General features: G+C 72.6%; 19 protein-coding genes. 11 read left to right on the top strand and 8 right to left on the bottom strand.

Features of this window, described 5'->3' with window-relative positions; translation table 11 throughout:
* The 4 genes from ABT084_RS35945 to ABT084_RS35930 all read right to left on the bottom strand — a co-directional run.
* A partial coding sequence (locus tag ABT084_RS35945; RefSeq protein WP_351053461.1) for an acyl-CoA dehydrogenase family protein occupies positions 1 to 1,061 on the bottom strand: 1,061 nt, incomplete at its 3' end.
* 75 nt (positions 1,062 to 1,136) lie between these two features.
* Positions 1,137 to 3,134 (bottom strand): serine/threonine-protein kinase, encoded by a 1,998-nt coding sequence (locus tag ABT084_RS35940; RefSeq protein ID WP_351053458.1) that lies wholly within the window; start codon positions 3,132 to 3,134, stop codon positions 1,137 to 1,139.
* Between the two features lie 260 nt (positions 3,135 to 3,394).
* Positions 3,395 to 3,655: a DUF397 domain-containing protein gene (locus ABT084_RS35935; RefSeq protein ID WP_351053455.1), complete on the bottom strand. Its 261-nt coding sequence runs from the start codon at positions 3,653 to 3,655 to the stop codon at positions 3,395 to 3,397.
* Positions 3,615 to 4,463 (bottom strand): helix-turn-helix domain-containing protein, encoded by an 849-nt coding sequence (locus ABT084_RS35930; protein ID WP_351053452.1) that lies wholly within the window; start codon positions 4,461 to 4,463, stop codon positions 3,615 to 3,617. The genes ABT084_RS35935 and ABT084_RS35930 overlap by 41 nt, the downstream gene beginning before the upstream one ends.
* 83 nt (positions 4,464 to 4,546) lie before the next feature.
* On the opposite strand from ABT084_RS35930, the gene ABT084_RS35925 reads away from it, so the two are divergent.
* The 9 genes from ABT084_RS35925 to ABT084_RS35885 all read left to right on the top strand — a co-directional run bounded on the left by ABT084_RS35925 (position 4,547) and on the right by ABT084_RS35885 (position 12,611).
* A complete protein-coding gene (locus ABT084_RS35925; RefSeq protein WP_351053450.1) occupies positions 4,547 to 5,011 on the top strand; it encodes an ATP-binding protein in 465 nt (154 codons plus the stop codon).
* 62 nt (positions 5,012 to 5,073) lie between these two features.
* Positions 5,074 to 5,715 carry a class I SAM-dependent methyltransferase gene (locus ABT084_RS35920; protein WP_351053447.1) on the top strand — a complete coding sequence of 214 codons (642 nt, stop codon included), beginning with the start codon at positions 5,074 to 5,076 and terminating at the stop codon, positions 5,713 to 5,715.
* A 165-nt stretch (positions 5,716 to 5,880) separates the two neighbouring features.
* The gene (locus ABT084_RS35915) at positions 5,881 to 6,879 is read left to right on the top strand and encodes an N-acetylmuramoyl-L-alanine amidase (RefSeq protein WP_351053444.1); all 999 of its coding nucleotides are present in this window, start codon (positions 5,881 to 5,883) and stop codon (positions 6,877 to 6,879) included.
* Between the two features lie 147 nt (positions 6,880 to 7,026).
* Positions 7,027 to 7,887, top strand: coding sequence for a hypothetical protein (locus tag ABT084_RS35910; RefSeq protein ID WP_351053466.1), 861 nt, complete (start codon positions 7,027 to 7,029; stop codon positions 7,885 to 7,887).
* Between the two features lie 129 nt (positions 7,888 to 8,016).
* Positions 8,017 to 9,027 (top strand): LLM class F420-dependent oxidoreductase, encoded by a 1,011-nt coding sequence (locus ABT084_RS35905; protein WP_351053441.1) that lies wholly within the window; start codon positions 8,017 to 8,019, stop codon positions 9,025 to 9,027.
* Between the two features lie 193 nt (positions 9,028 to 9,220).
* The gene (locus ABT084_RS35900; RefSeq protein WP_351053438.1) at positions 9,221 to 9,781 is read left to right on the top strand and encodes a hypothetical protein; all 561 of its coding nucleotides are present in this window, start codon (positions 9,221 to 9,223) and stop codon (positions 9,779 to 9,781) included.
* Positions 9,782 to 9,894: 113 nt separating this feature from the next.
* The gene (locus tag ABT084_RS35895) at positions 9,895 to 10,758 is read left to right on the top strand and encodes a DUF4097 family beta strand repeat-containing protein (RefSeq protein ID WP_351053436.1); all 864 of its coding nucleotides are present in this window, start codon (positions 9,895 to 9,897) and stop codon (positions 10,756 to 10,758) included.
* Between the two features lie 105 nt (positions 10,759 to 10,863).
* The gene (locus tag ABT084_RS35890; protein ID WP_351053433.1) at positions 10,864 to 11,841 is read left to right on the top strand and encodes an ATP-binding cassette domain-containing protein; all 978 of its coding nucleotides are present in this window, start codon (positions 10,864 to 10,866) and stop codon (positions 11,839 to 11,841) included.
* On the top strand, positions 11,838 to 12,611 hold the full coding sequence (locus ABT084_RS35885) for an ABC transporter permease (RefSeq protein WP_351053431.1): 774 nt from the start codon (positions 11,838 to 11,840) through the stop codon (positions 12,609 to 12,611). The genes ABT084_RS35890 and ABT084_RS35885 overlap by 4 nt, the downstream gene beginning before the upstream one ends.
* A gap of 112 nt (positions 12,612 to 12,723) precedes the next feature.
* On the opposite strand, the gene ABT084_RS35880 is transcribed toward ABT084_RS35885, so the two are convergent.
* Positions 12,724 to 13,392: a hypothetical protein gene (locus ABT084_RS35880; protein WP_351053464.1), complete on the bottom strand. Its 669-nt coding sequence runs from the start codon at positions 13,390 to 13,392 to the stop codon at positions 12,724 to 12,726.
* A 142-nt stretch (positions 13,393 to 13,534) separates the two neighbouring features.
* Between ABT084_RS35880 and ABT084_RS35875 the strand changes: the two genes are divergently transcribed.
* Positions 13,535 to 13,825: a hypothetical protein gene (locus tag ABT084_RS35875; protein ID WP_351053429.1), complete on the top strand. Its 291-nt coding sequence runs from the start codon at positions 13,535 to 13,537 to the stop codon at positions 13,823 to 13,825.
* A 31-nt stretch (positions 13,826 to 13,856) separates the two neighbouring features.
* Here ABT084_RS35875 and ABT084_RS35870 read toward each other — a convergent pair whose 3' ends face one another.
* The 3 genes from ABT084_RS35870 to ABT084_RS35860 all read right to left on the bottom strand — a co-directional run bounded on the left by ABT084_RS35870 (position 13,857) and on the right by ABT084_RS35860 (position 17,063).
* Positions 13,857 to 14,936 (bottom strand): glucosidase family protein, encoded by a 1,080-nt coding sequence (locus ABT084_RS35870; protein ID WP_351053427.1) that lies wholly within the window; start codon positions 14,934 to 14,936, stop codon positions 13,857 to 13,859.
* Positions 14,933 to 15,667 (bottom strand): class I SAM-dependent methyltransferase, encoded by a 735-nt coding sequence (locus ABT084_RS35865; RefSeq protein ID WP_351053425.1) that lies wholly within the window; start codon positions 15,665 to 15,667, stop codon positions 14,933 to 14,935. Before ABT084_RS35865 ends, ABT084_RS35870 begins: the two co-directional genes overlap by 4 nt.
* Positions 15,668 to 15,755: 88 nt before the next feature.
* Positions 15,756 to 17,063 (bottom strand): glycosyltransferase family 4 protein, encoded by a 1,308-nt coding sequence (locus ABT084_RS35860; protein ID WP_351053423.1) that lies wholly within the window; start codon positions 17,061 to 17,063, stop codon positions 15,756 to 15,758.
* A gap of 228 nt (positions 17,064 to 17,291) precedes the next feature.
* On the opposite strand from ABT084_RS35860, the gene ABT084_RS35855 reads away from it, so the two are divergent.
* Positions 17,292 to 17,954 carry a TetR family transcriptional regulator gene (locus ABT084_RS35855; RefSeq protein ID WP_351053421.1) on the top strand — a complete coding sequence of 221 codons (663 nt, stop codon included), beginning with the start codon at positions 17,292 to 17,294 and terminating at the stop codon, positions 17,952 to 17,954.
* Positions 17,955 to 18,746 lie beyond the last annotated feature (792 nt).

Genomic DNA, 18,746 nt, shown 5'->3' with positions numbered 1-18,746 from the left:
GGCGGGAGTTCCAGGCGCAGTTCGCGCCGCGCGCCGCCCGCGGCGAGGCGCACGGCCCGCAGCCGGTGGCCGTCGCCGGAGCCGAGGAGCTGGCGCGCGACCAGGGCGCGGCGCAGGTAGATGTGGGCGTCGTGCTCCCAGGTGAAGCCGATCCCGCCGAGCACCTGGATGCAGTCCTTGGCGCAGCTGTAGGCGGCGTCCAGGGCCGTCCCGGCGGCGAGCGCGGCGGCCAGCGACCGTACGTCCGGCTCCTCGTCCATGGCCTGGGCGGCGTCCCAGGCGAGCGCGCGGGCCTGTTCGAGGCGCACCAGCATGTCGGCGCACAGGTGCTTGATCCCCTGGAACCGCCCGATGGGCCGCCCGAACTGCTCGCGCACCTTCGCGTACTCGGCGGCGGTGTGCAGCGTCCAGGCAGCGGTGCCGCAGGCGTCGGCGGCGAAGAGCACGCAGGCCGCGTCCCGCACGAGGGCCGCCTCCAGCGGCAGCAGCCGCCCGGGCGGTACGGAGACTCCCCGCGCCCGCACCTCGGCGGTCGGCCGGGTCGGGTCGGCGCTCTCGTGGGTGCGGATGTCCAGCGCGGCGGCGTCCACCGCGAACCACAGGGTGCCGTGCGCGGCCTCGGCGGCCAGCACGACCAGGTCGGCCTCGCCCGCGCCGAGCACCGGGGGCGCGGTCCCGTCGAGCAGGTGACCGCCCCCCTCGACGGCCACGGCGGTCAGTGTCCCGGGCCCCAGCGCCGCGGCCCCGACCCGCCCGTCGAGCGGCGCGGCCCCGGCGAGCTGGAGGAGTACGGACGCCAGCGCGCTCGGCAGGAACGCCCCGGGGAGCGCCCCCCGGGCGGCCTCCTCGACCACGACGGCCAGGTCGAGGAGGGTGCCGCCCTCCAGGTGCGGCGCGAGCAGCCCGGAGTCGACGAGCGCGTCCCAGTAAGCGGGGCGCACCCCGGTCCGCGGGGCCGTGTCGAGCAGCTTGCGCACTTCCTCGGGCGGCGCGGCGCGCGCCACCCAGCCGCGCATCGCGTCGGCCAACTCCCGCTGTTCCTGTGTGATTCCGATGCCCATGCGCGGCAGAGTAGAACACGTTCCATTCTGACGGAAGGTCAGAACTGAAACGCGTTCTCGCTCGGGGCCGCCCGGTCAGTTGCGTTCGTAGTAGTACCCGTCACCGTGCGCGGGCCCCACGTTGTGCTGGATGCCGGCCGGCTCGCTCCGGGTGAAGAACGACGGGTCCAGGGCCCCGCAGAAGGAACCGGGGGACTTGCTCTTGTCCACGGCCGCCGCGCCGATGTTGATCCGGGACCCGCCGGAGGCCACCGAGGACACCTTGGCGATGTTCTCGCAGTGGCCCAGATTGGAATCGGTGATCAGCCGGACCGCCCCGGACCGCGCGATGACCACCGTCACCGGCTGGTCGATGTTGAGCTGGGCCTTGTACTCCCAGGAGCCGACGAAATACGCGGGGACCGCGTCGCCCCCGGAGGAGCCCCCGCCGCTCGGCGAACCGGAGCCGCCGGGCGTCGCGCCGGATCCGCCGCCCTGGCCTCCCCCGGCGGCCGGCCCGGAACCCTTGGCCGGACCGGTTCCGGTACCACCGGCTCCGCCCGGGCTGCCTCCGCCGGGGCTGCCGGCCCCACCGCCGGGCGCCCCCGCGCCTCCGGCGGCCGCGCCGCCCGCCCCGGCGCCGCCCTGAGCCGCGCCCTGAGCCGCGCCCTGGGCGGCACCCCCTTGCGCGGGGCCGCCGCCCGGGACCGGGGCCCCGCCGACCTGGCCCTGCGGCTGCCCCGGGGCGGCGGGGTTCGGCGAGCCGGACGCACCCGCCGACGGCGACCCGGCCGCCCCGGAAGGCGAGCCACTCGCACCCCCGGGGATCACGGGACCGCTCGCGGCCGGGGGCGCCGCCTGCGCACCGCCCCCGCCACCGCTGCCGAACGGCTGGATCAGCGCCACCGTGCCACCGCCGACCGCGAACACGAGGACGGCCGGCACGGCGACGGTCCAACGCCGCCGCTCCCGCCGCTCACCCCCGGACGTCGCTCCGACCAGCGATCCGGCCCCCGGGCCGACGACCGGGCCGACCAGCGGCCCCGCCCCCGGCTCGTCGGCACCGGCCTTCTTCCGCAAGTCGACCGTCGCCCGGTCGGTGGCCGGGGTGACACCCTCCGCCGCGCCCTCCCGCTCGGGCGGCGCCGCCTCCGCGTCCAGCAGCCGCGCCGCCTGCTGGGCGAGGCGCGCCACCACCTTGGGAGGCAGCCACGCCCCGCCGCGCCGGGACGGCCGGACCCGCTCGGGATCCTCCAGAAGCTCCTCCACACCGGGCCGCTCGTCGACGCCCTTGGTCAGGCAGCGGCCGATGAACGCGCGCAGGGCCTCGTCCCCGACCTTCTCCAGCGCGGGCTCGCCCTCCACGATCTGGAACATCACGGCGTGCTGGTTGCTGGCGCCGTGCCCGAACGGCAGCTCGCCCGTGGCCGCGTACGTCAGCACGCAGCCGAGCGTGAACACGTCGCTCTTCGCCCCGGCCCGCTGCCCGCGCACCTGCTCGGGCGACATGAACCCGGGCGAGCCGACGACCATGCCGGTGCTGGTGAGCAGTGACTCGACCGAGGTCTCCAGGGCGCGCGAGATCCCGAAGTCGATGACGCGGGTGCCCTCGACGGTCAGCATCACGTTGGACGGCTTGAGGTCGCGGTGCACGATCCCGGCCGAGTGGATGTCCTTCAGCGCGCGCAGCAGCCCGTCGGCGAGGGCGTGCACGGACTCCACCGGCAGGGGACCGTGGCGCCGCACGATCTGCTCCAGCGAGAGCCCGGGTACGTACCCGGTGGCCACCCAGGGCCGGTCGGCGTCCGGGTCCGCGTCCAGGACGGGCGCGGTGTACTGCTCGCCCACGCGCCGGGCGGCGTCGATCTCGCGCCGGAAGCGGGCCCGGAACTGCGCGTTCGAGACGTGCTCCTCGTGCACCACCTTCACGGCGACCGTACGCCCGCTCTCGGACCGGGCCAGGAACACCCGCCCCATGCCCCCGGCCCCGAGCCGCCCGAGCAGCAGGTACGGCCCGATCCGGCTCGGGTCCCCGGCCGCGAGCGGCTTTATGCCCCCGTCGACGTTGTCGTCCCTGTTTAACGCGATGCTCATGCTGCCCGCCCCCGGTGATCCCCTGTGGTCGTCCGCACCGGCTGTCCGCCCGTTCGAACACGCCACAGAATAAGGCCCGTTGGTTGCAGCATGAAGGCAAGGGAGCGGGGGCGCAGGCCCCGGTGGTCAGAGGACGGGGCGGCCGACGGCACTTTCCCGATCGAAAACCTGACCGAGGCCCCGAAGTGGTCCGGCCCCTCAAAGGGCCCGCGCCGTTGCTCCGACCGCCACCGGCGGCCGGAGCAACGCCGTGCCTGCCGTCAGAGGCCGCGCACGAACTCCGCGAAGGCGGCCGGGCTCACGGTGAAGGCGGGCAGCTGGGGGTTCTTGGAGTCCCGCACGGCGACCCGGTGGGGCTGGGCGGCTACCTCGACGCACTCGCCGCCGGTCGTTCCGCTGTACGAGGACTTCCGCCAAGTGGCCCCGCCGAGGGGCGCGCACTCGACACACTGGCCGCCGGCGTCACCGCTGAACGACGACTTACGCCACCGTGCGCCCGACAGGTCCTGGATGGTGTCCATAGCGTTCCTCCATTACACGGGCGATCCGCGCCGCCGAGTCCTCCACGGAGAGGGCAGCGGCCTGCAAGTGATCGTAACGGAGCGAACCCTCCCTGAGAGCTTGCGGATTGGCCGTCATATGACCCTGTACGAAGTCCTCGGTGTAGACGAGATCGGGGTCATCGTCGAACCGGAGCAGGTTGAACGAGCCTTGCAACCCGGCGTGGGCGCCCGCCTCGAAGGGCAGGATCTGCACCGCCGCCCACTGCCGCCCCTCCAGCGTCAACAGGTGCGCAAGTTGGTTCCGCATGACCTCCCTGCCGCCGATCTCCTGGTGCAGCGCGGCCTCACTCAGTACCACCCACATCAGTGGCGGGTTCTCGCGCTGGAGGATCCGCTGGCGGTCCATCCGCGCCTCCACCTTCGCGTCGAGCCCGTCCACGGAACGACCGCCCATCAGGGCCCGCGCGTAGTCAGGGGTCTGAAGCAACCCATCCACCAGCTGCGCCTGGAACGAGGAGATGTATGCCGCCCGGGCCTCCATCTCCGCGTACGCCTGGAACCACGTCGGGAGTTGGCTCCGCAGCACCAGTCCCACCAGCCGGGAGAACATCCCGTCCGTGCCCAGCGCGGCGTCCACGCGCTCGGAGAAGTCCCGGGTCGGGACCTTCCTCGCCGTCTCGATCTGCCCGATGAGGGAGCCCGTACAGAAGATGATGCTGCCGAGCGCGTGCTGTTTGAGTCCGGCTTCCTGGCGCAGTCGGCGCAGCTCGAAGCCGTAGTAGTCCAGCGGTGAGGCGCTGGGATCCAGATCGCGGATGTTGACCATGAGCGGTCACCCCCAAGTACACGCCGTGAGGCGTTCGTTTCGGTCCGTAGCCGAGCGTAGTGAGACCGCTCCACCCTGGTGACGTGAATCACGTAACTGACTACTCCGCGAACGAAGTTGACGGGACCTACCGGATGGGCTTCACCGTGGGTGCACACTCCGCCCGGCACATGCGGCGGGTCCTGCGGATGCTGCTGGGCCGCTGGGGGCTGGCCCCGCTGGCTGACGCGGCCGAGCTGGCGCTGACCGAGCTGGTCGCGAACGTCGTGCGGCACGTGCCGGGGCGGGACTGCGCGGTGGTGATCCTGCTGCGGCCGCGCGGGTTGCGGGTGGAGGTGACGGACGGGGACCCTTCTCCCCCGCGGCTGCCACGTGACGTGTCACCTCTCTCCGAAGACGGGCGCGGGCTGCTGCTCGTCGAGGCCGTCACCGACCGCTGGGGCACGGAAGCGACCGCCACCGGCAAGACGGTGTGGTTCGAGTGCGACCGCCCGAGGCTGCGCGGGACCGCGCGCGGGACCCGGCCATGGCGTCCTACCGGGCAGTAGGGCAGCATGGGCCGCCACCTGCCCCGTAGCACCAGCAGCGCGTCACCACCTGGAGGAACACCATGGCCAGCCCCAAGCCGGAGACCCTCGCCGCCTTCGAGGCGGCCAAGGGGTTCATGCCCGTACGGGAGGGCCTCGCGCTGTACGAGGCGGCCGCCGAGGCCGCCACGCTGGGCCTGCCCCTGCTGGAAGTGGGGACGTACTGCGGCCGCTCCACCATCCTGCTCGCCGACGCGGCCCGCGAGGCCGGCCTGAGCGCGATCACCGTGGACCACCACCGCGGCAGCGAAGAGCAGCAGCCGGGCTGGGAGTACCACGACCCGACGGTCGTGGACCCGGAGGTCGGCCTCATGGACACCCTCCCCACCTTCCGCCGGACCCTGCACAAGGCGGGCCTGGAGGAGCACGTGATCGCGATCGTCGGCCGGTCCCCGCGGGTCGCCGCGGCCTGGGGCGGCCCCCTCGGCCTGGTGTTCATCGACGGCGGGCACACCGACGAGCACGCCACCGCCGACTACGAGGGCTGGGCCCCGCACGTCGCACCCGGCGGGACCCTGGTCATCCACGACGTCTTCCCGGACCCGGCGGACGGCGGGCAGGCGCCGTACCGCATCTACCTGCGGGCGCTGGCCTCCGGGGCCTTCGAGGAGGTCTCCGTGACGGACTCCCTGCGCGTCCTGCGCCGCACCGGGACCGGTATCTGAACCGGACCCGACCGAACCGGACCGAGCCCGACCTGTCCTGACCAGCCACGACCGGCTCTGATCGGCTCTGACCTGCTGCGGCGAGACTCCATCCGGGTGCGCGCCCGGCCCTCGGATGGGCCAGGGTCCGGACGTGGGCCGGGCTCGGGGTCTAGCATCGCCGACGTGCCGTACGACGACAGTGCCCCGCAGCCCGAGTCCGCCTCTTCGGTCAGTCCCGACCGGCCGTGGTTCACGCGCCGCTCCACGCTGACCGTGGCCATCGCCGCCCTCGCCCCCCTCTGCCTCGCCGGCTGGGTGCTGGTGGAGGTGACCTCCGGGACCGGTGCCGACGACGGCCGCCCCCCGGCCGCCGCTCCGGCTCCGGCCGCCCCGGCCTCCTCCCAGCCGCGCCCCCAGGGCAGCGCCGCCGGCGCCGCGAGCCCCTCGGCCCCCGCCGGTGGCGCGTCGGCGAGCCCGGGCAGGCCCCCGGCCGCGGCGCCCGCGAAGGGCCCGCTGGCCGGACGTACCGTGGTCATCGACCCCGGACACAACACGGGCAACTTCAAGCACACGAGCGAGATCGACAAGCAGGTCGACATCGGCACCAACCGCAAGGAGTGCGACACCACCGGCACCACGACCAACGCCGGTTACATGGAGGCCGAATTCACCCTCGACGTCTCCAAGCGACTGGGCGCGATCCTGCAAGCCCAGGGCATCAAGGTGGTGTTCACGCACCAGGCCGACCGTCCGTTCGGCCCGTGCATCGACGAGCGGGCCCGGATCGGCAACGAGGCGAACGCGGACGCGGTGGTCTCGGTCCACGCCGACGGCGTCTCGGCGGGCAACCGCGGTTTCCACGTGATCCTCCCGGCGAAGGTCAAGGGCGGAGCGGCGGACACCGCGAAGATCGTCGGCCCGTCGCGCGAGCTGGGCGAGCGGATCGCCGGGAACTTCGCCCGCACGACCGGCTCGGCGCCCTCCAACTACGTGGGCGGCGGAACCGGTTTGGTCGTGCGCGACGACCTCGGCGGCCTCAATCTCTCCACCCGGCCGAAGGTGTTCATCGAATGCGCCAACATGCGTGACGCCAAGGACGCGGCGCTGCTGACCAGTCCGGAGTGGCGCGAGAAGGCGGCCCAGGGCATCGCGAACGGCATCGTCGGCTTCCTCGGCGGGTAGAAGAGGGGGCCGGGTATGGCCCCTGACCTCTCGGACGCGCGAAACGTCCGTACGATGGTGCCCGCCCGCCGCCCCGATCCCCCGTGGACCGAGGCACCGTCGGCACCACGAGACGACGAGACGACCGAGACCGAGAAGGACATCCAAGTGAACATCCGCTCCCTCACACGAGGCGACGGCGTGGTGATCGGAGCAGCGGTGCTGCTGTTCATCGCCTCGTTCCTCAACTTCTACTCCGTCGACTGCGCCGGGCTCGCGGCCTGCGAGGACCGGATCCCGAACGCGTGGGACACGGAACGGCTGAACATCGTCCTCCCCTCGATCTTCCTGGTCGGCATCGGCGCCGCGGCCCTGATCATCACCACCCGGCTGATGCCCTCGGGCCGCAAGGTCGCCGGGCAGGGCCTGGAGGTCTGGGGCACCGGTCTCGCCGTCGCCGCCGCGTGGTCCGCGCTGTGGGCACTGATCGTGAGCCCGCCCGGGGCCGGGCTGGGCGCCGGTTCCGTGATCGCGTTCCTGGCGACCTTCGCGCTCGCCGGTGTCGCCATCGCCGGTTCGAAGCTCCCCGCGCTCGCGGGCCCGCTGGTGCCGGAGCCGAAGCAGCCGACCCCGCAGCCGTACGGCGGCCAGCCCCAGCCGGGCGCCGGGTACGGGTACCCGGGCGGCCAGCAGCCCACGCCGTACGGGACGACCCCGCAGCCCGCGCCGCCGTACTCCGGGCACGGCGCCCCGGCGCCCACCCCGACGCCGGGTCCGGGTGCTCCGCAGGACGCGCAGCCGGCCGCTGGGGCTCCGGCCCCGGGCGCCGACTTCACCCCGTTCTGGTTCGCGGTGCCGGTGGCCCGTCCCCTCTACGGTGAGGACGGCTCGCCCGCCCCGATCGCCGAACTGGCGCCGGGCACCTGGTACCTGGCGGTGGACCAGCGCGGCCCGGCCTCCCTGGTGGCCCAGACCCAGGACGGCCGCCGCGGCGTGCTGAACGACACCTCGGGCATCCAGCGCGGCTGAGTGAGCGCGCCTCCGCGGACCGACGGCCCCCCGCCCTTCCGGGCGGGGGGCCGTTGGCCTACAGTCACCTGACGCTCGCCTGACGGCCCGTCAGGAACGGCTTCGCGGAGGGACCCGGAGGGACCGTACATGCGCCTCGGACTCGCACTCGGCTACTGGGGCCGCGGCCCCACCGCGACCCACCTCGACCTCGCCACCGAGGCCGAGCGCCTCGGCTACGACTCCGTCTGGACCGCCGAGGCCTGGGGCTCGGACGCCTTCACCCCCCTGACCTGGATCGCCGCGCACACCAGCCGGATCCGGCTCGGCACCGCCATCGCGCAGATGGCCGCCCGCACCCCCACCGCCACCGCCATGCACGCGCTCACCCTGGACCACCTCTCGGGCGGCCGGATGATGCTCGGCCTCGGGCTGTCCGGCCCGCAGGTGGTGGAGGGCTGGTACGGCCGCCCCTTCCCGTCGAGCCCGCTGACCGCCACCCGCGAGTACGTCGACGTGATCCGCCAGGTGCTGCGCCGCGAGGCGCCCGTCGCGCTCGACGGCCGCTTCCACAGCCACCCGTACCGCGGCGCCGACGCCGCCGGCATCGGCAAGCCGCTCAAGCCGATCACCCACCCGCTGCGCGCGGACCTGCCGCTGCTGCTCGGCGCCGAGGGCCCCAAGAACATCGCCCAGACCACCCGGATCGCGGACGGCTGGCTCCCCCTCTACTGGTCGCCCAGCCGCACCGACGTCTACCAGGCGTCCCTCACCGACCTCCCCGAGGGCTTCATGATCGCGCCGATGGCGCGCGCCCACGTGTGCGACGACGTGACCGAGGGACTGCTCCCGGTCAAGGCCATGCTCGGCTTCTACATCGGCGGCATGGGGCACGCGGCCCGCAACTTCCACGCGGACCTGATGGCCCGGATGGGATACGAGGAGGAGGCCCGCCGGATCCAGGAGCTCTTCCTCGCCGGCCGCAAGGAGGAGGCGGTGCTGGCCGTCCCGGACACCTTCGCGGACGAGATCTCGCTGATCGGGCCGCGCGAGCGCATCGCGGAACGGCTGGAGCTGTGGCGCAAGGGCCCGGTCACGGACCTGCTCCTGACGGCTCCGGACCCGCACACGCTGCGGGTGCTTGCTGAGCTGAACGGGTGATCGGCGAACTGATGCCACAATGGCGCCACGCGATCGCCGGGTGGCGCCATTCGCGCGCTACCACGGCTGACCTGCAACTTTAGGGTTCGATCGAGCATCGCGCGACACATCCACCAAACTCACCACGCCACGTGGCGCCAAAATGGCGCCATAAATGCTGGCCATGGCGCCACCCGTGTGCCATGCTTCAGTCATGGACCTCACGCCCTACGTCGATCACCTCCGGAACGAACTCGCGGTAGCCGCCGAAGCGGGCGGCGCCGAATCCCGCGCCCTGGCCGAGCGGCTCACCGCTCCCTTGGAGTCGGCCGCCCGGCTGACCCTGCTGAACGCCTTGTCCGCCGCCATGGGCGAGGTCACCCAGGACCTCGCGCCGGGCTCGGTCGACGTAAGGCTGCGTGGACTCGACCCCGAGTTCGTGGTGACCCCGCCCCCGGCCTCCGAACCGTTCTCGTACGGGGACACCGCCGCGCAGCACGCCCCTGCCGCGGCGGCTCCGGTGCCCGTCGTGGCCCCGGGGGCCGAAGGCGAGGAGGGCGGCACCGCCCGCATCAACTTCCGCCTCCCCGCGCACCTCAAGAACCGCGTCGAGGACGCCGCCGGCCAGGAGGGCCTCTCGGTCAACGCCTGGCTGGTCCGGGCCGTCGCCGCCGCCCTGGAGCCCGCAGCCCCGGGCTATCCCGCCGCCCCGGCCGCTCCGGCCGGCCGAGGCCGCTCACGCGGCCAGCAGGGCTTCACGGGCTGGGTCCGCTAACCGGCACCGGCACCAGCACCGGCACCCGGCGCGCCCCCGCACACAACGCACAGCGCACAGCACCTCCCCTTCCCACCACTTCCGCTCCACCGAGCCAAGAGGACGGCACAGCCATGTCCGAATTCCAGATCTCCCACCACCGCGAGACCTTCGAGACCCCGGAGCCGATCTCCGCCAGCGTCGAGTTCGACATGGGCACCATCCGCGTCACCGCCTCCAAGCGCGCCGACACCGTCGTCGACGTCCGGCCGAGCAACCCGGGCGAGGACCTCGACGTACGGGCGGCCCAGCAGACCAAGGTCAGCTATTCGGCGGGCCAGCTGGTCGTCAAGGGACCGCGCAAGCGCTCCCTGTTCGGCCGCAGCGGCTCCCTCGACATCACCCTCGCGCTGCCCGCCGGGTCCGACCTGCGCGGCGACTGCCCCATGGCGGACTTCCTGTGCTCCGGCCCGCTCGGGCAGACGCGGCTGAAGACCTCGCTCGGTGACCTCCGCGTCGAGGAAGCGGCCACCGCGCACCTCACCACGGGCCACGGCAACACCCACGTCGAGACCGTCACGGGGAACGCCGAGCTGACCGGGTCGGGCCGGATCAGCGCCGACGCCATCGGGGGCGCCGCGACCGTCAAGAACTCCAACGGCGACATCGTCATCGGGGAGATCCAGGGCGACCTCAAGGCCACCACGTCCAACGGCTCCGTCACCGTCGCCGCCGCGCGCGCCGGGATCGAGGCCAAGTCCGCCAACGGCCACATCCGGATCGGGGAAGTGGCCCGCGGCCAGGCCGTGCTCCAGACCGCCGCCGGGAACATCTCGGTCGGCATCGCCCGCTCCACCGCCGCCTGGCTGGACGTGAACACCCGCGTCGGCAGCGTGCGCAACACGCTCACCACCACCGACGGGCCGGCCGACACCGACGAGACCGTCGAGGTCCGCGCCCGCAGCGGGGTCGGCAACATCGACGTCCACCGCGCCTGAACCGCCCGGACCACCCGGACTACCCGGACCACCCGGACCGCCTGAACCTGACCACCTGAGCCCCAGCCCCCGCCCCCGCCCCGCAGCCCGAGGAGAGAGCCCGCCATGACCACAGCCGTCGCGAGCGCGACCGCGTCCGCCGTCACGTCGCCCGCGATCAGCGTCACCGGCCTGACCAAGTCCTACGGCGACAAGAAGGTGCTCGACGGCATCGACCTGCGCGTCGCCCCCGGCACCGTCTTCGCCCTGCTCGGGCCGAACGGCGCGGGCAAGACCACCACCGTGCAGATCCTCACCACCCTCATCCCGGCCGACTCCGGCGAGATCCGCGTCGGCGGACACGACCTGGCCCGCGACGCCGAGGCCGTCCGCACCGTCATCGGTGTCACCGGCCAGTTCTCGGCGGTGGACAACCTCCTCACCGCCGAGGAGAACCTGATCCTGATGGCGGACCTGCTCCACCTCGGCCGCAAGGAGGGCAGGCGGCGCGCCGCCGAGCTGCTGCGCCGCTTCGACCTGAGCGACGCGGGCCGCAAGCCCGTGACGACCTTCTCCGGTGGCATGCGGCGCAAGCTCGACCTGGCGATGACCCTGGTCGGGGAGCCCCGCGTGCTCTTCCTCGACGAGCCGACCACCGGCCTGGACCCGCGCAGCCGCCGCACCATGTGGGAGATCATCCGGAACCTGGTGGACGAGCGGGGTGTCACGGTCCTGCTCACCACCCAGTACCTGGACGAGGCCGACCAGTTGGCCGACCGGATCGCCGTCCTCGACCACGGCACGCTGGTCGCCGAGGGCACCGCGGAAGAGCTGAAGCGCCGCATCCCCGGCAGCCACATCCGGTTGCGGTTCGCGGGCCTGCCCGCACTCGACGCCGCCGCGGCCCTGTTCGCATACCTCGCCCTCGACCGCGAGGCGCTCACCCTGGACCTCCCCGGCGACGGCAGCCCGGACACCCTGCGGGCCGTCCTGGACATCCTGGAGAACGCCTCCGTCCCCGCCGAGGAACTCTCGGTGCACACGCCCGACCTCGACGACGTATTCCTCACCCTCACCGGCCCGAAGCGGGAGAACGCGCGATGACCACCCTGGCCCACTCGCTCAGCGACTCGGCGACGATGCTGCGCCGCAACCTCAAGCACGCCCAGCGCTACCCGTCGATGACCATCTCCACCGCGGTCATGCCCGTGCTGATGCTGCTCCTGTTCAACTACGTCTTCGGCGGCGCCCTCGGCGCCGGCACCGGCTCCGCGCGCTACATCGACTACATCGCCCCGGGCATCGTGCTGATGGCCGCGACCTCCGGCGCGGTGGCCACCGCCGTCGGGGTCTGCGTCGACATGACCGAGGGCATCGTCAACCGGTTCCGGACGATGCCGATCTCCCGGGCGTCGTTCCTGACGGGGCACGTCGTGGGCGGGGTGATACAGACCCTGATCAGCGTCGGGCTCGTCCTCGGCGTCGCCGTGCTCGTGGGCTTCCGGCCCACCGCCACGCCCCTGGAGTGGCTGGCCGTGGCCGGGCTGCTGACCGGGCTCGTGCTGGCCCTCACCTGGCTCGCCGCCGCGATGGGGCTCGTCGCCAAGACCCCCGAGACCGCCAGCAACATGCCGATGCCGCTGACGTTCCTGCCCCTCCTCGGCAGCGCGATCGTCCCGCCGGAGTCGATGCCGACCGGGCTGCGCTGGTTCGCCGAGTACCAGCCCTTCACCCCGCTGATCGAGACCCTGCGCGGCCTCCTGATGGGCACCCCGATCGGGAACAGCGGCTTCATCGCCCTCGCCTGGTGCGCGGGGCTGGCCCTGGTCGGCTACCTCTGGGCCCGGTCCGCCTTCCGCCGCACGGGGCGCTGATGCCCGTACCCGGTGGCCGCCGCCCGTGAACCGCACGTACGCACCACGTGGTGAGGACCCGCCGGTCGCCCGGCGGGTCCTCACCATGTCGCGCGTCCGGTCTCCCCTGAGCTCAGCGGCTCAGCTGGGAGACGCTCGGAACCTTGTCCTCGACCGGGGCGCCCGCGCTCTTGCCGGCGTCCTTGACCCCATTGATCATCTTCTCGAAGGAGCCGATGTCCGCGTCGTTCGCGTCGCCCTTGCGGAGCTTGCTGCCGAGGCCCTTGAGAGACTCGATGCCCGCCGTGAGCGGGCCCATCGCCTTCGACAGCAGCGGGTCGCCCTTGGCGTTGTCGGCCGCCGCCTTCAGCCGGTTGTAGGCGAAAACGCCCGCCAGGCCAGCCTTCACCAGGGCGAACTTGCGACCGCTCGCGCCCTTCTTGAACTTGCCCGCGCGGTACGGCTTGATGATCCACTGGTAGGTGGCACCGGCCGCGAGCCCCGCGTTGGCGACGAAGCGCGTCTTGGCGAACTTCTGCTTCTGCGCCTCCGTGGAGGGGCTGGGCGACGGAGCGGCCTCCGCGACGCGCAGGGCCTCCTCGGCCGGGTCGGCCGCCGCGGCCGCGACGGCCGCCGGGGCCGCCGGGGCCTCCACCGCGGCCGGGGCCCCGCGGACCAGGGCGTCCGCACTGCGGTCGCCGCGTTCGCCGCCCTTGCCGCAGGCGGTCGCGCCTCCGGCGAGCAGCGCGGTGGACAGGATCAGCGCCGTGAAACCACGGCGGAGTCGGGCGGTTCTGGGTATGGACACGGTTTCCTCCGGGGACTGAGGTGTCCCAGGCAGCCTCACCCCGGCCCACTGGCTGCGCCACTTGAGGGACCCGTTCGGGTTTGCCGCGCCCCGCAGCGGCAACACGCGGGTCATGCCCACACACACCCGAGCACACATGCGAGCAAGGACCCGCGGAAGCAGCTCGGCCGGGCGCGCCGTCGCGATCGTGGCGGACGTACTGGCCTTCGTGATCATCGCGTGGATCCTGCTGTACCTGCTGGACGCCAACCGCGGCAACGGCCTGGTCGACTTCGTGCACGACGCCGCCACCTGGCTGGCGACCTGGTCGTACGACCTCTTCACCTTCGACCGCGACTGGGTCCAGGTCGTCGTCGGCTACGGCATCGCCGCCGTCGCCTACCTCTTCATCGGCCACGCCCTGGCGGGCTGGCTGGCCCGCCGCTGACCCCTCGCCGGTTCGTCCTGGAAGAAACGGTCTAGCAGCAGTCCGGATCCAGGCCCGCCGGCAGGGTCAGGCCACCGAAGACGGCCGTGGTCGGCTCGTCCCCGCCCAGCGCGGCCACGGCCAGCAGCAGGGATGCCGCCGTCCAGGTCGTCTGCTCCACGGGCCAGACCTTCTCGTCCTCGAAGACGTACCCGGTCCAGTACATGCCGTTGTCGGCCCGCAGGTGGGTGATCGAGCGCAGGATCTCCAGCGCCCGGTCGGACTCCCCCACCGCCCAGAGCGCGAGCGCCAGTTCACAGCTCTCACCGCCCGTCACCCAGGGGTTGGGCAGCACGCACCGCACGCCCAGCCCCGGCACGACGAATTCGTCCCAGCGCTCCTCGAGGCGCGCCCGCGCCTCGGAGCCGGTCAGGGCCCCGCCCAGGACCGGGTAGTACCAGTCCATCGAGTAGTGGTTCTTGTCGAGGAACCGCTCGGGGTGACGGCGCACGGCGTGCCCGAGCGCGCCCGCGGCCACCTCCCAGTCGGGCTGCGGCTCCTCGCGGCACTCGGCGATCGCCAGCGCGCAGCGCAGCGCCTGATGGATGGAGGAGGAGCCGGTCAGCAGCCCGTCGGCGACCACTGTGCCGTCCGCCTCGCGCTTCCAGCCGATCTGGCCGCCGGGCTGCTGGAGCCCGAGGACGAACTCGACGGCGGCGAAGACGACGGGCCACATCCGGTCGAGGAAGGGATCGTCGCCGGTGGCCAGGTAGTGGTGCCAGACGCCGACCGCGATGTAGGCGGTGAAGTTGGACTCCTTGCCCGCGTCCTGCGGGTCGTCGGTGTCCACCCCCTCGGGCCGGTCGGCGTAGGCGGCGTACCAGGAGCCGTCGCCGTTCTGGTGCGCGGCCAGCCACGCGTACGCCCGCGCGGCGGCCTCGTGCTCGCCCGCCACGTCCAGGGCCATCGCGGCCTCGGTGTGGTCCCACGGGTCGAGGTGGTGCCCGCGGAACCACGGTATGGCCCCGTCCGCGCGCTGCGCGGCGAGGATCCCGGCGACGGTCTGCGCGGCCTGCTCGGCCGTCAGTACACCGTCCAGGACGAGGTGCTCGGTGCGCCCGGGCGAGGTCACTTGGCAGCGCCGACGGGCAGGTGGGGCTTGGTCGCGTAGGCCACGAAGCTCTTGCCGATGACCGGGTTCAGGGCCTGCTCGGCCAGCCGGGTCGCGAGGGGCTTCTTCATGATGTCCCAGACCAGGAGCTTGTGGTACGCCTTGACCGGCAGCGCCTGGTCGTTGTCCACGCCGAAGGCGCACTTGAGCCACCAGTACGGCGAGTGCAGGCCGTGCGCGTGGTGCGTGCCGTACGGCTTGAGGCCGGCCTCCTCCATCTTCCCGAGCAGCTCGTCGGCCTTGTAGATGCGGATGTGGCCGCCCTCGACCTCGTGGTACGCGTCGCTCAGCGCCCAGCAGATCTTCTCGGGGCCGTAGCGCGGGACGGTGATGGCGATGCGGCCGCCGGGCTTGAGCACCCGGACCATCTCGGCGAGCACGCCCTTGTCGTCCGGGATGTGCTCCATGACCTCGGAGATGATCACGACGTCGAAGGAGTCGTCCGGGAAGGGCAGCGCGAGCGCGTCGCCCTCCATGGCGGTGGCGGTGGCACCGGCCGGGGCCTCACCGGCCTCCTTCATGGCGGCGAACCACTTGGCGACCTCGCGGATCTCCTCGCCATTGCGGTCCACGGCGACCACGTGGGCGCCGCGCCGGTAGCACTCGAAGGCGTGCCGGCCCGCGCCGCAGCCCAGATCGAGCACACGATCGCCTGCGGCCAGGGGGAACCTGGAGAAATCGACGGTCAGCACGCGGTCCTGCCTTCGCGGTCGAGGTGGGGGTGGTGAGGGGGGTGAGAGGAGCGGACGGACGGCGTCGGGGACGCCGTCTTCAGGAGCGTCATCGAGCGGCGCGGGCGGCCCGTTCGATGGCGGCTCTGTAGTGCGCCACGGTGCCCTGGGCGGCTCTGGCCCAGGTGAACCGGTCCAGCACGCGGGCACGCCCGGCGGCGCCGAGGCGGGCCCGCAGCCCGGGATCGCCGAGCAGCCGGCCCAGCGCGGCGGCCAGCGCCCCCGCGTCGCCGGGCGGCACCGCGAGACAGGTCTCGCCGTCGGCGCCCGTCACCTCGGGGATCGCCCCGCCGGTGGTGGCCACCAGCGGGGTGCCGGTGGCCATGGCCTCGGCGGCCGGGAGCGAGAAGCCTTCGTAGAGGGAGGGCACGCAGGCGACCTGGGCGCTGCGCACGAGATCGACGAGCTCGGCGTCGGTGATGCCCTTGACGAACTGCACGGCGTCCTGGAGCCCGTACGTCTCGATCGCCCGGGCGACCGGTCCGCGCTCGGCGCGCTTGCCGACCACGACGAGGTGGGCGCCGGGCTGCTCGGTGCGCAGCTTGGCGAGGGCTTCCACGAGGTGGATCAGGCCCTTGAGCGGTACGTCCGCACTGGAGGTGGTGACGATGCGGCCCGGGACCTCGGCGACGGACGGGTCCGGCGACCAGAGGTCGGTGTCCGCGCCGATGTGCACGACGTGGATGCGGTCGTCCCGGACGCCGAGGTGGTCGGCGATCTCCTGCTGCGAGGAACCGGAGACGGTCAGGACCGTGGGCAGCCTGCGGGCGACCCGGCCCTGCATGCGGGTGAAGCCGTACCAACGGCGGACCGAGGCGCGCTTCTTGCGGTCCTTGGCGGCGGCGAGGTCGAGCCCCCGGTCCACCGTGATCGGGTGGTGGACGGTGGTGACGAGGGGCGCGCCCAGGTCGGCCAACAGGCCGTAGCCGAGGGTCTGGTTGTCGTGGATGACATCGAACTCACCGCGCCGGGCCGCCAGGTGACGGCGGGCCCGCAGCGAGAAGGTGAGCGGTTCGGGGAAGCCGCCGGTCCACATGGTGGCGACCTCGAGGGCGTCGATCCAGTCCCGGTACTCACCGCGCTTGGGGGTGCGGAAGGGGTCGGGGTGGCGGTAGAGGTCCAGGCTGGGCAGCTCGGTGAGCGTGGCGCCGGTGTCGAGGACCGGGTAGGGCTGCGCGCCGATGACTTCGACGGAGTGCCCGAGCCGAACCAGCTCCCGCGCGAGGTGGCGGACGTAGACCCCCTGGCCGCCGCAGAACGGGTTCCCCTTGTAGGTGAGGAGTGCGATGCGCAACGGGCGGTCGCCGTCAGTGGCGGAATCCCTGAAAGGGCTCGTCACCATGGCCTCAGCGGTCACTCCCGGCCCCCTTCTCACTGCACTTTCGCCGGAGCGTAACCGCTCGGATAATGTAGAACAAGTTTCAGACTTGATCCGTTGAAGACCATTGAATCTACCGGCCGGAAACTACACCGTAAGAGCCGGAGCAGGTGATTCGCGCCACGGCTGGCCCGCCTGCCATGCTGATCACCGAACAGCCTCGGAGCGGTGCGAATGGATACCTCGGAACGCCACGGAACGGGACACATGACAGCGGAAGCCAAGGCCCTCGCCACGCCGGCGTCCCCGCCCCTGACGGAGCGGCAGGAAGCCCGCCGTCGCCGGATCCTGCACGCCAGCGCACAGCTGGCCAGCCGGGGCGGGTTCGACGCGGTCCAGATGCGGGAGGTCGCCGAGGCGGCCGGTGTCGCGCTGGGCACGCTGTACCGCTACTTCCCCTCGAAGGTGCACCTGCTGGTCGCGACCATGCAGGACCAGCTCCAGCACATGCACACGACGCTGCGCAAACGCCCCCCGGCCGCGGACAGCCCGGCGGAGGCCGTAGCGGAAACGCTCATGCGCGCCTTCCGCGCGCTCCAGCGCGAACCGCACCTGGCCGACGCGATGGTGCGCGCCCTGACCTTCGCGGACCGCAGCGTGAGCCCCGAGGTGGACACGGTCTCCCGGCTGACCACGGCGATCATCCTGGACGCGATGGGCCTGGACGCCCCGCCCACGGCCGAACAGCTCTCGGCGGTCCGCGTCATCGAGCACACCTGGCACTCTGCCCTGATCACATGGCTCTCGGGCCGCGCCTCGATCGCCCAGGTGAAGATCGACATCGAAACGGTCTGCCGCCTGATCGACCTGACGTCCCCGACGGAAGGCGCCGGAGGCGCCAGGGGCAGCGGTGGCGGCGGGATCGGCTGAAAGAGGGCGGTGGGAGCAACCCGGCTTCGCCGGGCGCGGCTTCGCCGCAGGGGCTCGGGCTTCGAGCGTCCGGGGTCGGGGAGGTGCCCGGGGGCTGCCCGCCAGTTCAACTGTCTCTTCGCGCCGAGCCGCACTGTCAAGGGCGCTCCCTGCGGTCGCGTCGCTGCGCGATGGCCTGCGGCCACCCTTGACAGCACGACTCGACACGAAAAGCCAAGAACTGTCGGGCGGCCCCCGGGGGAAGGCAGGGGGGAGGGTCCCCGAAGGCCCGGGTCCTGGGCGAGTGGCCAGGAGCCCTGGTCCGGCGAAGCCGCGCCCTCCGGGCGAAGAGACCACAAGCCACAAGCGACAAGCGACAAGCGACAGACACGCGCCAGATCGCTACACAGCCGCGACCGGCAGGCGTCTGCGGCCTGTTCGGGGCCCGTCTTGGACCTCAACTACGGCTGGACGAGCATGGGGACGGATCAAGCGCCCGTCCGACTCACCAGCCGTGTCTCAAATAGTCACAAAAAGGGCATCCTGGAGGGATGTTGAGTGTCAAGTCCACCTTGACCCGACTACATGCTCATGAGGGCGACTTGCAGGCCGCAGACGCCGATCCCAGAGAAGCGCGTAGCGATCTGGCGCGTGTCTGTCGCTTGTGGCCTGTCGACTTTCGCCCGGAGGGCGCGGCTTGGCCGCACCCTCGCCCCGGCCCAGCGACTTCACGAGGGGCCCATGGTCAGCCTCCCCCCTGCCTTCCCCCGGGGGCCGCCCGACAGTTCTTGGCTTTTCGTGTCGAGTCGTGCT

The organism is Streptomyces sp. NPDC002138 (assembly GCF_040296485.1).
Lineage (GTDB): Bacteria > Actinomycetota > Actinomycetes > Streptomycetales > Streptomycetaceae > Streptomyces.
The sequence above is the reverse complement of the archived record's forward strand: the minus strand, read 5'-3'. Positions and strand labels throughout refer to the sequence as shown.

Excerpts from the sequence above, each read along its gene's own strand:
- ABT084_RS35875 (WP_351053429.1), top strand. The coding sequence starts at position 13,535 with ATGCGAGCAAGGACCCGCGGAAGCAGCTCGGCCGGGCGCGCCGTCGCG.
- ABT084_RS35900 (WP_351053438.1), top strand. The coding sequence starts at position 9,221 with ATGGACCTCACGCCCTACGTCGATCACCTCCGGAACGAACTCGCGGTA.
- ABT084_RS35935 (WP_351053455.1), bottom strand. The coding sequence starts at position 3,655 with ATGGACACCATCCAGGACCTGTCGGGCGCACGGTGGCGTAAGTCGTCG.
- ABT084_RS35930 (WP_351053452.1), bottom strand. The coding sequence starts at position 4,463 with ATGGTCAACATCCGCGATCTGGATCCCAGCGCCTCACCGCTGGACTAC.
- ABT084_RS35940 (WP_351053458.1), bottom strand. The coding sequence starts at position 3,134 with ATGAGCATCGCGTTAAACAGGGACGACAACGTCGACGGGGGCATAAAG.
- ABT084_RS35895 (WP_351053436.1), top strand. The coding sequence starts at position 9,895 with ATGTCCGAATTCCAGATCTCCCACCACCGCGAGACCTTCGAGACCCCG.
- ABT084_RS35855 (WP_351053421.1), top strand. The coding sequence starts at position 17,292 with ATGACAGCGGAAGCCAAGGCCCTCGCCACGCCGGCGTCCCCGCCCCTG.
- ABT084_RS35905 (WP_351053441.1), top strand. The coding sequence starts at position 8,017 with ATGCGCCTCGGACTCGCACTCGGCTACTGGGGCCGCGGCCCCACCGCG.
- ABT084_RS35890 (WP_351053433.1), top strand. The coding sequence starts at position 10,864 with ATGACCACAGCCGTCGCGAGCGCGACCGCGTCCGCCGTCACGTCGCCC.
- ABT084_RS35920 (WP_351053447.1), top strand. The coding sequence starts at position 5,074 with ATGGCCAGCCCCAAGCCGGAGACCCTCGCCGCCTTCGAGGCGGCCAAG.
- ABT084_RS35885 (WP_351053431.1), top strand. The coding sequence starts at position 11,838 with ATGACCACCCTGGCCCACTCGCTCAGCGACTCGGCGACGATGCTGCGC.